Source organism: Pontibacter harenae, assembly GCF_020907245.1.
Taxonomy (GTDB): Bacteria; Bacteroidota; Bacteroidia; order Cytophagales; family Hymenobacteraceae; genus Pontibacter; species Pontibacter harenae.
Genome location: NZ_JAJJWH010000068.1, coordinates 1 through 12,529, shown reverse-complemented (window position 1 = coordinate 12,529; position 12,529 = coordinate 1). Strand labels below are relative to the sequence as shown.

At 44.1% G+C, this 12,529-nt stretch carries 11 protein-coding genes and 1 pseudogene; 5 read left to right on the top strand and 7 right to left on the bottom strand.

Going from position 1 to position 12,529, the window contains the following annotated elements; translation table 11 throughout:
- The 4 genes and pseudogenes from LN893_RS19440 to LN893_RS19425 all read left to right on the top strand — a co-directional run.
- Window positions 1-535: pseudogene (locus LN893_RS19440) on the top strand (hypothetical protein); the annotation flags it as partial.
- Window positions 535-2,583, top strand: a complete 2,049-nt coding sequence (locus LN893_RS19435) for a cellulase N-terminal Ig-like domain-containing protein (protein WP_229972977.1) — start codon at window positions 535-537, stop codon at window positions 2,581-2,583. The pseudogene LN893_RS19440 and the gene LN893_RS19435, both read left to right, overlap by 1 nt.
- 365 nt (window positions 2,584-2,948) lie before the next feature.
- Complete coding sequence (locus LN893_RS19430) at window positions 2,949-4,436, top strand: alpha/beta hydrolase family protein (protein WP_229972976.1); 1,488 nt, start codon at window positions 2,949-2,951, stop codon at window positions 4,434-4,436.
- Between the two features lie 185 nt (window positions 4,437-4,621).
- Window positions 4,622-5,056, top strand: a complete 435-nt coding sequence (locus LN893_RS19425; protein WP_229972975.1) for a hypothetical protein — start codon at window positions 4,622-4,624, stop codon at window positions 5,054-5,056.
- A 36-nt stretch (window positions 5,057-5,092) separates the two neighbouring features.
- On the opposite strand, the gene cysQ is transcribed toward LN893_RS19425, so the two are convergent.
- A complete protein-coding gene (gene cysQ, locus LN893_RS19420) occupies window positions 5,093-5,878 on the bottom strand; it encodes a 3'(2'),5'-bisphosphate nucleotidase CysQ (RefSeq protein ID WP_229972974.1) in 786 nt (261 codons plus the stop codon).
- A 9-nt stretch (window positions 5,879-5,887) separates the two neighbouring features.
- Window positions 5,888-6,508 (bottom strand): adenylyl-sulfate kinase, encoded by a 621-nt coding sequence (gene cysC / locus LN893_RS19415; RefSeq protein ID WP_229972973.1) that lies wholly within the window; start codon window positions 6,506-6,508, stop codon window positions 5,888-5,890.
- 194 nt (window positions 6,509-6,702) lie between these two features.
- Between cysC and LN893_RS19410 the strand changes: the two genes are divergently transcribed.
- Entirely contained in the window at window positions 6,703-7,599 is an 897-nt protein-coding gene (locus LN893_RS19410) for a sulfotransferase domain-containing protein (protein ID WP_229972971.1), read from the top strand.
- Window positions 7,600-7,749: 150 nt separating this feature from the next.
- Here LN893_RS19410 and LN893_RS19405 read toward each other — a convergent pair whose 3' ends face one another.
- The 5 genes from LN893_RS19405 to LN893_RS19385 form a co-directional block, all read right to left on the bottom strand.
- On the bottom strand, window positions 7,750-8,223 hold the full coding sequence (locus LN893_RS19405; RefSeq protein ID WP_229972969.1) for a hypothetical protein: 474 nt from the start codon (window positions 8,221-8,223) through the stop codon (window positions 7,750-7,752).
- Window positions 8,224-8,338: 115 nt separating this feature from the next.
- Window positions 8,339-10,156, bottom strand: a complete 1,818-nt coding sequence (locus tag LN893_RS19400; RefSeq protein WP_229972968.1) for a glycoside hydrolase family 15 protein — start codon at window positions 10,154-10,156, stop codon at window positions 8,339-8,341.
- Window positions 10,157-10,411: 255 nt separating this feature from the next.
- Window positions 10,412-11,089, bottom strand: a complete 678-nt coding sequence (locus LN893_RS19395; protein WP_229972966.1) for a hypothetical protein — start codon at window positions 11,087-11,089, stop codon at window positions 10,412-10,414.
- Window positions 11,090-11,551: 462 nt separating this feature from the next.
- Window positions 11,552-11,776: a hypothetical protein gene (locus LN893_RS19390; protein WP_229972965.1), complete on the bottom strand. Its 225-nt coding sequence runs from the start codon at window positions 11,774-11,776 to the stop codon at window positions 11,552-11,554.
- The gene (locus tag LN893_RS19385; protein WP_229972964.1) at window positions 11,769-12,143 is read right to left on the bottom strand and encodes a PAS domain-containing protein; all 375 of its coding nucleotides are present in this window, start codon (window positions 12,141-12,143) and stop codon (window positions 11,769-11,771) included. Before LN893_RS19385 ends, LN893_RS19390 begins: the two co-directional genes overlap by 8 nt.
- Between the last annotated feature and the right edge of the window lie 386 nt (window positions 12,144-12,529).

Sequence of the window (12,529 nt, the reverse complement as noted above, 5' to 3'; positions counted from 1 at the left end):
CATACACCATTCACAAGTACTTGTAATTCGCAACTTGAGTTTATTATTAATCAACATGAAAAGACGAAGACTTTTATCAGTTGTAGTGCTACTACTGGCGGCATACAACTATGCTTTGAGCCAGGATCTGAAATTCAATGATCGTGAGTATTTCGAGACGCAAGGCGTCAATGTGCTTGTGTACAATAACCTTTTTACTGGAGGTTTCAATGATGAAAATAACGCTGGTATAGAACTGATTCACCATGGCGTCAGAACAGCACAAGGCGGTGCTGTTAGACTTTCTAACACGCCAGAGCAGTGGGATCTTGTTCCTAATATATCAAACCGAAAGGTAGACCGTGCCGCAAAAACCATTGAGGCTACGTTACAGTATCCAGATTACAATTTTGAGTCGCGGGTGGTTGTCAAGGCAAAGGGTGAAGGTGTTGAGATATCTGTTTACCTTGATAAACCCGTTCCCAAGGCCCTAGAAGGGCAGCCGGTTTTAATCTTGAGTTTCTACCCTCGCAATATTGGGCAAAAACCTATTTGATGGATGGGCGCTCTAACCTATTTCCTCGTTATGTGGTAGACAACACCACTACGAAGCCTAACAGTGAAAAGCCAAAGCAATATAAAGGGTATGTAACCGCCGATGACAGAGGGACTGGCAAATATATTGATCCGCTTCCGCTCGAAACTGGCCGTACCTTTATCCTTGCACCAGATGAACCCGAACGTTTAGTGAAAATCACCTCGCAGGATGCTGATCTGATGCTTTTCGATGGCCGTATGCTAGCACAAAACGGCTGGTTTGTAGTTCGCAGTTTACTTCCAGCAGGAAAAACAGGCAAGGTCTTAAACTGGACCGTTGAACCAAACGCCATTAAAGGTTGGAAAAGAGAGCCAAACATCGGTTTCTCTCAAGTAGGCTACCTCCCTTCGCAACCAAAAGTTGCTGTTATCGAACTAGACAAGAAAGACAAACCGCTCTCAAAATCATCAATATACAGTGTAGGCGCCGATGGCAAAGCTACCAGAGTATTTAGCGGCAATATCGTACCCTGGGGTGACTATTTTAAATACCACTATGTAAAATTCGATTTTTCTTCCGTTAAGACCCCTGGTATATACTATATTCAGTACGGTGCCCACAAAACCAATAATTTTTTAATAGGCAATAGCGTTTACGATAAGATCACCGACGCCACCAGCGATATATGGATCCCAATCCACATGAACCACATGTTCGTAAATGAGGCTTACCGCGTGTGGCATGGCGAACCTTTTAAGGACGGTTATCTACAAGCCCCGCCAAACACCGATCACTTCGACCTTCATGCACAAGGACCAACAACCGATACCAAGTATAAAGCGCTGGAATTGATTCCTGGTTTGAATGTAGGTGGTTTTTTCGATGCTGGAGATTTTGATATCGAGACAGGATCAAACATTAACGTGGTGCAGAACTTCGTCCATACATGGGAATACTTTAAACCCTCACGCGATCAGACCTTCGTTAGCCAGGAGCAGCGTTATGTTGATTTGCACCGACCTGATGGAACACCAGACATGTTGCAGTTTATCGAGCATGGAACTTTAAACCTGGTAGCTCAGGCAGAGATTGTCGGCCACATGACTCAAACGCTCTCCAACGCTGTTCTTGATAATTATCATCATCTTGGTGACGCAGCTTCTTTAACAGATGGCCTCCCTTATAATCCGAACCTTGGCCCTTACGAAGTAGCCCCTGACGGCCAGTCTAGTGGCGTTAAGGATGATTTGTGGGCATTTACGAGCCGCAACCCCAGCCTCGATCTCCGTGCAGCAACCATGTTAGCCGCTGCAAGTCGCGCGTTGAAGGGTTATAATGACGATCTTTCGGCAAGAGCGTTGCAACAGTCAAAAAGACTGCTTCAAGAGGCAAGTGAATTACTCGCCAAACAGCCAGAGGATACCTCAAGATGGAACAGGTCAGCAAATGTTGGAACCAATCTTCAACTGTATATTGCAACGGGTGAGCAACAGTACAAGGATAAGTTTCAGGAACTGTTATGGCCTGCACTGGATCGTGGCGTGACTTTCCACCTCCTAACGGCATTAAATGCTATACCGCACATGGATGCATCCTTCAAAGAAAAGCTTCGCCCTTATGTTGTAAAATACAAAGAATACATCGAAGGGCTTGAAAAGGATAATCCTTACGGAGTGCCTATCGGACTTGGTAACTGGGCAGGTAGCGGAGACGTGACGAATTTTGGTACCACCGTTTGTTTTGCCAATAAATACTTCCCTGACGTTGTCGACGCTAGGCATGCTTTTAAGGCCACCAACTATTTATTTGGCGCCCATCCGTATCACAATTATTCGTTAGTGGCAACGGTGGGAGCTACACGTCCTAAAGCAGTTTTTTATGGCAATAACAGGGCTGATTTCTCCTTTATTCCAGGCAATGTTGCTCCAGGTGTACTATTCAGAAAACCCGACCACTTTGAAAACTACGACGACTGGCCGTTCCTGTGGGGACAGAACGAGGGCACGATTGCTGGTAATACCAGCTATTTAATCTTCGGATCAGCTTTTAAGGATTTAATAAAATAATAAGATTGTAATGAACAGGTTTGAATCAGCTACTGATTCAAACCTGTTTTTTTTAGCGCAAGTAATAAGTCCATTGATTTGATGCTTATTACTTGCGCTATTTTTTTGAGTGTGTAAAAACTTAAAAGCGATTCAATGAACAGAGCAATTAAAGATATGTTTAAAGCTTTACTCTATGACTTCAAATATTGACTCATTAAACGCAGTGCAGTGTCCAAAAAGCCTGACAGTAGATTATTCAAGGTTATGAATCTCATCAACTTAATTGTATCTTGTTAGGGTATCACCTGCAAATGGAAACTTTTGATAGCGCTAATGTCCGCCGTTCCATGAAATAATAAAACACTGAACAAACTTGCCCTACTATGATAGTCCACCAAAAAAAGAAACCAAAAGACTTTTACAGGCACTTTCTTTTTACCCTCAATCCCAGGTTTATATTTTTCATAGTTGCTTTGTTGCACGTTGTTTTTCCTCTCTCCTTGCTTGCGCAGGCTGATTTTACTGGGAGCTGGGGTGGAAACGTGAAGATAGGCTCTACTGAGTATCCTATGATCTTTCATTTTCAGGATGGAGCCAAGAGCAAAACGGAAGCACTGTTTGACATGCCCTCGCAAGGGCCTCACAGTAATCAGGCGAAAATATCCTACCCAGCAGACAGCGTGCGCTTCACCATCGACACTTTCGGCGGTTACTGGGTCTACACGGCCCGCTATAGCCCAGAGGCGAATATTCTGAGGGGTACTATCTTGATGGGAGGGGCCAAGTATTCCCTTCAGGTCAGGCCCGTGGATCTGGCAGACTCCAAGCCGCCCCGTCCTCAAACGCCGCAGCGCCCCTATCCCTACCGGGAGTGGGACGTGTTCTTTCCAGGGAGCAGCCCTGGCATAAGGCTAAGCGGCAGCATCACCCCGCCAAAAGGAAGAAAGAAACTCCCAGGCGTGGTGCTGCTCTCGGGATCGGGGCCGCACAACCGTGACGGAGAGCAGTTCTACCACAAGACATTCCTGGTGCTGGCAGACGAACTTACACGCCGCGGGTTTGCGGTGCTGCGCTACGATGAGCGGGGAGTGGGCCAGTCCACGGGCAGGTACAACGGCACTACGATTTACGAGTTCTCTCAGGACGCAAAGGCCGCCGTCAAGGCTTTGCGCTCTGACCCTCGCCTGAAGGTAAAGGACGTGTACGTGATAGGTCACAGTCAGGGATCGCTGGAGGCGCAGATCGTGGCGGCGCAGGACCCTGCCGTGGCAGGGATAGTGTTATTAGCTGGCTTGGGACTTAACGGGGTTGAGTACAGCAAGACGCAGTATAGAGCCATGCTGCGGGTACTAGGGATCCCTGAGGAGAAAGCCAAAGCGGAGCTGTCTCTCTATGACACCTCTTATGAAATCGTGGGCAATGCCCCTGACAGCGCAACAGCCGTCGAAAGGCTCAAGCAGTGGCACAGAGAGGCGGGAATTGATTCAAAGAGCAGAAGCGAGTTTTATATCGATCCTTTTGTGGAGAAGTGGCGCTTTGACTTCCTGCACATGGATCCTAGCCCTTATCCGCGCCTGATCAAAGTTCCAGTGTTTGCAGTCAGCGGAGCCAAAGACTCTCAGGTTTTTGTTGAGAAAGAGTTCGAAGCAATGGAGGTAGGTCTCAAGGCAGGCGGGAACAGCAAGTTTAAGTCTGAAGTGCTGCCGAATGTAAACCATTTTATGCAGACAGCCAAGAAAGGGACTTATGACGAACCCTACGCGCTAGAGGAGACGTTTTCCCCTGAGGCACTGCATAAAATAGCAGATTGGCTCGAGCAAAAGTCAAAGGAGAAGGCGGTCAAAGCTCCCAAGGGCCAAGTACTAGAATAGAGTTTAACATTTTTACACACAAAGCACCTGAACAAATTTTGGCTACGCCTTGCTTACCTCATGTGCCTGTAAACCAGTGGATGGAGTTCAACGAAGTAAAGATCTAATCACTCTAAGGCTGTAAATCAGTCGTATTTTCTGAAGGCAGATTACAACTGTTTTATCAATCATATAGAACTATAATCATGAAAACAAAGAAAGCCATATTCACTTTCTTTTGCTGCTTCTTGTACTACACAGCAAGTGCTTGCGATTGCGTACCGAGCAGTTTAAAACAAGCATTCGAATTATCAGACTATGTTGTAAAAGTAAAAGTACTGGAGATTAAAGGCTCCGTTAGATACGACCTGTCCCGTAAGCCAATCAAGCCTCCGTACAAGTACGGGAACCTGCCACTTTTAGAAGTGCAGAAAGTATATATAGGTCGGCTTGTTGACGAAGAAATAGAACTAGCTGCCACTGGTTCCATGTGTGACTATCATTTTGAACTAGGCAAAGAGTATGTGGTTCTGATTGTAAGATTTAACGGTGAATTGGTGACAAGTACTTGCATGTATAACTTTAAACCGACAAATAAAGAAGCTATGCAAGAAGTTCTGAAGCTTTCAAAGTTGGAGTAGCAAAACCTAGTAAACTGACAGGGTGCATATTTAGCCTCAGAAGGCGATAAACGAAGGGTTCAGCAGATCTTCTTTGTTATACACCAATTCAGACTGCAAATCCGTTTGATAAATGGTTCTGTTTAGTGCTTTCAGGATAGCGTGCGCGGCAGCTGTGTCCCATTCCATACAGGGGGAGAAGCGGGGGTAAATCTCGGCTTTGTTTTCTGCAAGAAGCATAAATTTTAAGGAGCTTCCCATCGAAATTATTTCCGTGTTTTTGAATTGGCTAATAAACTTTTCAGTTTCGGCTGAGCGATGCGATCGGGAGGAAATAATTCTTACCTGTGGCTTTTGTAGCAGTTCCTCAAGGCTCGTGCTTGCTTGTAAAGGCATAAGTTGCTGCTCTTGCTCTTTTTCCACTTTCAATACACCTGTATCTTCAGAACCATAATACAGCGCATCAAGGTCTGGGGCATAAATCACACCTGCTACAGGAGCAGACTGTTGCATAAAGGCAATGTTAACCGTAAACTCGCCATTCTTCTTTACGAACTCTTTCGTGCCGTCCAGCGGGTCTATGAGCCAGTAAAGAGGCCATTTTTTTCTTTCCTGGTATGCTGTGTGTGCACCCTCTTCTGAAAGCACAGGGATACCTGTGGCAGAAAGGTGTTTTTCGATGATGGTATGTGCAGCCTGGTCTGCTTTGGTTAGTGGAGAATCGTCTGCTTTATAATCTACTTCAAAGTCTTTTGTTCTATAAACTTCCATGATAGCTTTTCCTGCTTCTAAAGCAGCTGCCCTGGCAGTATCTAACAAAGATGCTATGTTAATATCTGTCATTTAAGTTGTTCAAGCGTTTACACTAAGTTTCATTCTCTCTGGCATTCTCAACTGCTGCTCAGCATGGGTGATAATCTTATACAGCGATTCTTCTATAGCTTCCTCATCTGTTCTTACTTCTACATCGGGTGCCGAAGGTGCTTCGTAGGGAGCGCTAATACCCGTAAAATTAGAAATGAGACCTTCCCTGGCTTTGGCGTAGAGCCCTTTCGTATCCCGCTGCTCACACACCTGAAGCGAGCAATTTACATAAACCTCTGAAAACCGATTATTGCCTACGGTTTCTTTTACAAGCGCTCTTTCTGCTTCGTAAGGAGAGATGAAAGCACAGATGACTACCAAACCCGCATCAAGCATCAGTTTTGAAACCTCAGCTACCCGCCTTATATTCTCTTTTCTATCTTCTTCAGTAAAGGATAAATCCTTGTTCAAGCCATTCCGAACGTTGTCGCCATCCAGCAGAAAAACTTTGTACCCTTCGTGAAAAAGGTAATGCTCCAGGCGCAAGGCCAGCGTGCTCTTACCTGAGCCAGAGAGGCCTGTGAGCCACAACAGGCGTGGTTCCTGCAGCATCATGCTTTTGCGTTGGTTGTAACAGATTTTAGAATCGAAAGGGAAGAGGTGTTGCATAGTATAATAGTTAGCATGTTAAGAAGATGAAAAGCTGGCAACATGGCTGTCTAACTTTTCCTCTTTCACAAGTACTGTTGTAGCGCTATTTAGGATGCTCTAGTGCCTTCTAGGTGAATTTCACCCTTTGTACGCCAAAAATGGTTTTAAAGACGTATATGTGTCCGACTGATTTGAACGCAAAAAAAACAAACATGAAAATTTTGCAAGGCGGCGCACCAAAATGCGGCAACTTTTGGCTTTACCAGATTATACAGCAGCTACTAGAGCGAACAGGCCGCGATTTTACAAGCTTTATTCAGAAACAGCCTATTTATGACTTGGCAAAAGAATGGGACCTGAACTACCCCAGCCAGGCCAGCATTGATGTACTGGACGTGACCGACCTGCAGTACAGTTATCGTATCAGCAGCATCTACAGAAGGCCAATCGAGAACATCCAGGATTATGTAGCTCAAACAAACCACGTCTGGACGCACTCGCCTATTTGCAAGCGAAGCGGCGAGTTATTAAACCTGTTCGATAAAAAAGTGTACATTATCCGCGACCCAAGAGACCGAGCAATTTCTGCTTCCAAATACTATACTTCCGGCTATATGCTGAAGTATTTTCCGCAGGAGGAAAAAGATGCTTCGCGCTTTCTGGAGAAGAATTTCGAACAACTGATGCTAGAGTGGGTGTGGCATGTATACGACCATTTGCGCCTTAGCCAGCAGTACAACATTCACATTACTTTTTACGAAAGTTTCCTGCTCGGTTTTCAGCAGGAGTTAGATGGGCTGCTACAATATTTAGAAGTAAACTTACCAGCAAATGAGCGTGATGAGCTGCAAGAGGCAATGAGCTTTGCTACGTTGAAAAAGCAAAACCCGAAACACCTGAAGAAGGGACAGTCGGGTTACTGGATGGAACAACTGACGGACGAGCAAATAGAGAAAGCAGAGGTAATTGCAGGCCCTTTGATTCGGTTTCTGAAATATCCATCGGACAGAGGCCAGGAAATGCCTTTCCCGATAGTACCCGCTCAAGCAGATTTTGAGCAGCTAAAGCAGGAAATTATTCTCTCGCAGCAACCGCTTTACATGAATTAAAAATTAGAAATTATGAATGAGTGCTGCTAGAGATTTCTCTCTATGCTTTAATCCTATGGTAATATTGCTATGGTTTTCAAGGAAGATCAGAAGCTATCAACACCATTTCTAATTCATAATTTCTAATTCATAATTGGCTCGCAGAGCCGCCTACCAAACGCCTAGTTGCCTGCCAATGGTTTTAAGCTGCCCGATGTGGTAGCCTGTATGGTGTAGTGCGGTCATGGCAGCCCAATACAATGTTTTGCCATTGCTGTATACCTTAAACAAGTCGTTGCTGGAGTTTTTTACAATCTGTATCATTTCTCCTAGCTCGGCTTCGTAGGCATCTATAGCGCTGTTCCACTCTTGTTCGCTTTGCGGCACATGGTTTTCGGGCCAATGTGCATCAGGCCATATCTCGGAGTTATGCTCGGGGTCTTGCATAAACTTAAGTAGCGTTTGGTGCCTGGCTCTGATATGTCCTAGTAAAATCCAGCCCGAAAAGTGCAGTCCATCCAGTATAACACCAGCTTTTTTATAGTCGAACTCTCGCAGTAGAATAACGTTGGGTGCAAAGCCACCTTCGAGTAATTCAACTAATTGTGCTCTTATCAGACTATCTATACTTGTGGTCGGTGTCATATTGTTTTGTGGTCGTTCTTGTGTATAAATGGTGTTCGCCGAAGGCTCTAAACGTTCTTTTTCGGGTTTGAGTTTAGCAATATGAGGCAGCCGCAGAGTTGCCTAACACCTATTTCTAAAACTTCCTCTTATTACTATCTCCTTCCAAAATGTCGTTTAGAGTTAAGGCCGCACTGATAAGGCCTAGATGGGTAAACGCTTGTGGAAAGTTGCCCAAATGTTCGCCTTTAAGACCTAACATTTCTGCGTACAGGCCGAGGTGGTTAGCATACCCGATCATTTTTTCGAAGTATAGTCTGGCTTTGTCTACCTGACCAGCACGCGCCAGGCACTCTACGTACCAGAATGTACACATAGAGAAAGTGCCTTCACCACCTGATAAACCATCAAATTCTTCATCAACACGATAACGGAAAACTAAGGCGTCAGATACCAACTCTTCCTCAATACGCTCTAGGGTAGACAACCAGCGTGGGTCTTTGGGACTAATAAACCGTATGATAGGCATTAGTAGTGTAGCTGCATCTACGGTATCTGAACCTTTATACTGTACGAAGCACTGTAACTCTTCATTCCAAAAATCATGATGTATAGAAAAGAAAATTTTGTCTCGCTCATCCTGCCACCGAGATGGTAAAGGGTAGGAGTGGTTATTGGCAAGTTTCATGGCCCTGTCGATGGCTACCCAACACATCATGCGGGAGTATAAGAATTCTTTTCTGCCACCACGAACTTCCCAGATACCCTCATCTTTTCGATGCCAGTTATCGCACACCCAATCCACCTGTCGTCTCAGGTCATTCCAGAAGGCAAAAGATATGGGTTCTCCGTACTTGTCGTAGAGGTATATGGCATCTAATAGCTCTCCATAAATATCCAGTTGTATCTGGTCGTATGCTCCGTTGCCTACACGAACGGGCTTAGAACCCATATAACCTTCCAGGTGGTCAAGCTCATATTCATGGAGTTCTTTTTTCCCGTCTATCGCATACATAAGGCTGAGGTGGCCCGCATCCCCGATATCATCACATTGCCTGTCTACCCACTTTACAAAATCTCGGGCCTCTTTTCTGTAGCCAAGCCTTAGTAAAGTGTACACTGTAAAAGAAGCATCCCTGATCCAGGTGTAACGGTAGTCCCAGTTGCGTACGCCTCCTATTTCTTCTGGCAGCCCAAACGTAGGTGCTGCTACAATGGAGCCGCACTTGTGGGAGGTCATAAGTTTGAGCACAAGTGCAGAGCGGTTTACGACTTCCATCCAGCGGCCTTTGTAGGTGCTTTTTGCTACCCAATCTTTCCAGTAATTTATGGTGTCGTAAAGGCTTTGCGTCACAAACTCTTCCATGTTTGTTGCTGTGAACATGTCAGGAGTTACGTAGTCCAGTATAAAATCAGCTTTTTCGCCCGTTTTTAAAGTAAAGGTTGCCGTGGCATCTCCAGCCTCTAAATGAAGCGGCACAGAACTCATTAGCCTTGCAACAGTGCCATCTGGCCCCTGGCTGGAGAAAATGATCTCTCTCTCGCTTATTTGCTCTGCAATGTGAGGAGAGCGGGCATAGTCGAATCGAGGACAGCAGTGCATCTCGAAGGTAAGGTTGCCATGCACGCAAGACACGCGTCTGATCAGTTCTTTACCTTGGTAAAGTTCTTCCACAGGCATAAAGTCTGTTATCTCGCCAATACCCTCATCAGACAGGAAACGTGTTAGCAAAACGTTGGTATCGGGCAGGTAAAGCTGCCTTGTTTTTAACCCATCTCTTACGGGGTGTATAGAAAAGCTTCCGCCTTTATCTTGATCTAGCAGAGAGGCAAAAATCGTGGGGGAATCGAAATCGGGGTAACACATAAAATCGATAGACCCATTTAAGCCAACTAATGCTACTGTGTTTAAATCTCCAATTACACCATAATTCTCGATCGGTTGATATCCCATGCTGATTTCTGTAGGTTGTGTTATGTTCGTAGTAGGGTGTTACGCTTCCCTTACTTTTGGGTTCTATATGAAGAAAGAGCTTCAAAGATGTCTTAAACCATGTATTGCTGTGCTGCCTGTTAAGTTAATAACACTCAAGGTGTAAGTATTTTTTGTATAAGCTTGGGCAAGTAATGATAGTTAGAATCCAAAAAAGCCACGGGCGCTAGGTTCATGAACCTAGCGCCCGTGGCTTTTTTGGATAAGCGTAAAATACTAGAGAGATGGGTGCCGCTGCAAAGAAGCTATCTCTTGTTTCAGTTCTTCTACACGGTTCATTTCAGTTTGGAGCTCACGCTTTATTTTTAGCTCTTTTTCACGAGCATTTTTCTTATAAGTATTAAGTTCCTCATCTATCTCATCAAACGCTTTTTGCTTTTTAACAGCTACTTGCCTAGAGCTATTGAACATCGAAAAGATAACAGCTAAGGCAATAAGTAAACCGATGATGATAACAGAGTTGATGATGACATAAAACTGCTTGTTAACATTAAGGCCAAAAACCGAAATGTTATTTACCAGATTAGTGCTTTCCTGCACAGCAAGCTCTTTCTGTTCGTTATCCTGCTTCAGGGCCGCTATTTCCTGTTTCTGCTGTTCAATTATACCTTGGGCCTCAACAAGTTCCTCGCTGTTTCCTGCTCTGGCTTTTTGAAGCTGACTTTCAGTTGTTTGAATTGTGCTCTGAACAGTTTCCCAGAAGGAATTTAAGCTTTTTACTCTTACAACCTTATAATCCTCGTCACGCTCTTTGTAGGAGTTGGAGTTGCTTTTTAAACTGTTGAATTTTTGCTCCAAAACACTTGTGGGAGACGCTTTTGCAGTAGGTTTGTTTTGCGCTTTAACAGCTGTAAAAGATAAAGCGAGAAGCGAAGAAATAAGTAATACCCTCATAGCTAAAAGATAAAGTAAAGATCTGGACATGTTCCAGAGAAAATTAAAAGTAAAACTTTTTTGAGAACCAGGAAAGAAAAAACACCTAATTCCCTTCTGCGTCAGAACAAAATACTAACTGTTAAGATATTATTTTATTGCCTCTTTTGGCGCTGGCTAAGGTGCTTTTTACTCGATAGAATAAACCTTTGCAGACAGCTATAAAGTTCATCTACAAAAAGGTTTAATTAAACGAAGGCCGCCCAGGAACTACCTGAGCGGGCCTGAATATCTAAAATCAAGTAGGTCGTATGCACTATTACAGTGCTTTATAGTAAGAGGTTGCTGTGTTTCCTGTCCAAAGGTTAGCTGTGGCTGCGTCTGTATTTTGTGCTGCAACTTTAGCGGCGAAGATACTGTATCCCCAACTATACGAGTTGTCTAATCGAGCATTAGAAGAAGAGATAGACCTAAAAGCTGAAGTTATTCCGCTTGGCGGGCTGATGCTTTAATGGCTTCATCTAATTCTTTGCTGCTTTCTATAAGCATCGTGCACACATTTCGTAGGTTTTGGTTAAGTTCCATGTTTTCGAGCACCATGGCAAGTCCGAGTATGTTTGCCAATGGTCTCCTAATCACATGCGACTGATTCCAGACAATGGTTTCTAATATTTTGCTGGTTCGTGTTAGTTGCTCCTGCTTAGACATATGCTCTGTAACATCGTATCCGAGACAAAAACACGCCTGCAGGTTCGTTGTTCTGGTTAAACATGGCTTTATACTCCCATTGTGTAATAACATAGCCACCTTTACCATCATGCTTTCTGATAGTGGCAGGATATACCTGGTCGGGGTTAGCAAAGCACTTTATAGATACCTCTTCACAAACTTTGGTATCGTCTGGGTGCATGGTTATTTGGTAAGGTTGTCCTACTACTGGGCCATGTATTTCCTCGAAAGCTTGTTTATAGTGGCCGTTTACGTAGGTATACTTACCTTCCATATTCGTTGTGATAATGTAGAAGAAGGTAGAGTTTTCGACAAGCTTTTTTGTCTCTTCGAAATAAGTCGTCATACTGTTAAAATAATAGTTGCACAGGCACCTCAGAGGTGAAGTCCTTTTGCGGAATTGTATAAGGTTTGTATTTGGAGATCCTCTTCTCCTAAATAAATGGATGATATGTATAGTTGCTAATTGCCCCTGCTGTAATTAATTACATGTTTACTAGCTGTGTAAAGGTTGGCTAAAGTAGTGCAATTTTCCACTCGAGGCAACAGCTTTTTCAGAGGCGATGTCAGCTTTAAAAGTTATTTGCTTTAATATGGCACTGGGTTAATCAATAACTACTAAAATTTGTGTTCTCCAGAACTGCTGAAAGAGTGCAAATTTTTTAATTCTTCAGTCAGTAAACAAAATACTAGAGGCTGTAAAACAAACTGTGTCAAAGGATTAGGAGTATT

Coding starts and splice junctions, on each gene's coding strand:
- LN893_RS19425 (WP_229972975.1), top strand. CDS start 4,622: ATGAAAACAAAGAAAGCCATATTCACTTTCTTTTGCTGCTTCTTGTAC.
- LN893_RS19410 (WP_229972971.1), top strand. CDS start 6,703: ATGAAAATTTTGCAAGGCGGCGCACCAAAATGCGGCAACTTTTGGCTT.
- LN893_RS19395 (WP_229972966.1), bottom strand. CDS start 11,089: ATGAGGGTATTACTTATTTCTTCGCTTCTCGCTTTATCTTTTACAGCT.
- LN893_RS19435 (WP_229972977.1), top strand. CDS start 535: ATGGATGGGCGCTCTAACCTATTTCCTCGTTATGTGGTAGACAACACC.
- cysC (WP_229972973.1), bottom strand. CDS start 6,508: ATGCAACACCTCTTCCCTTTCGATTCTAAAATCTGTTACAACCAACGC.
- LN893_RS19405 (WP_229972969.1), bottom strand. CDS start 8,223: ATGACACCGACCACAAGTATAGATAGTCTGATAAGAGCACAATTAGTT.
- cysQ (WP_229972974.1), bottom strand. CDS start 5,878: ATGACAGATATTAACATAGCATCTTTGTTAGATACTGCCAGGGCAGCT.
- LN893_RS19385 (WP_229972964.1), bottom strand. CDS start 12,143: ATGACGACTTATTTCGAAGAGACAAAAAAGCTTGTCGAAAACTCTACC.
- LN893_RS19390 (WP_229972965.1), bottom strand. CDS start 11,776: ATGTCTAAGCAGGAGCAACTAACACGAACCAGCAAAATATTAGAAACC.
- LN893_RS19430 (WP_229972976.1), top strand. CDS start 2,949: ATGATAGTCCACCAAAAAAAGAAACCAAAAGACTTTTACAGGCACTTT.
- LN893_RS19400 (WP_229972968.1), bottom strand. CDS start 10,156: ATGGGATATCAACCGATCGAGAATTATGGTGTAATTGGAGATTTAAAC.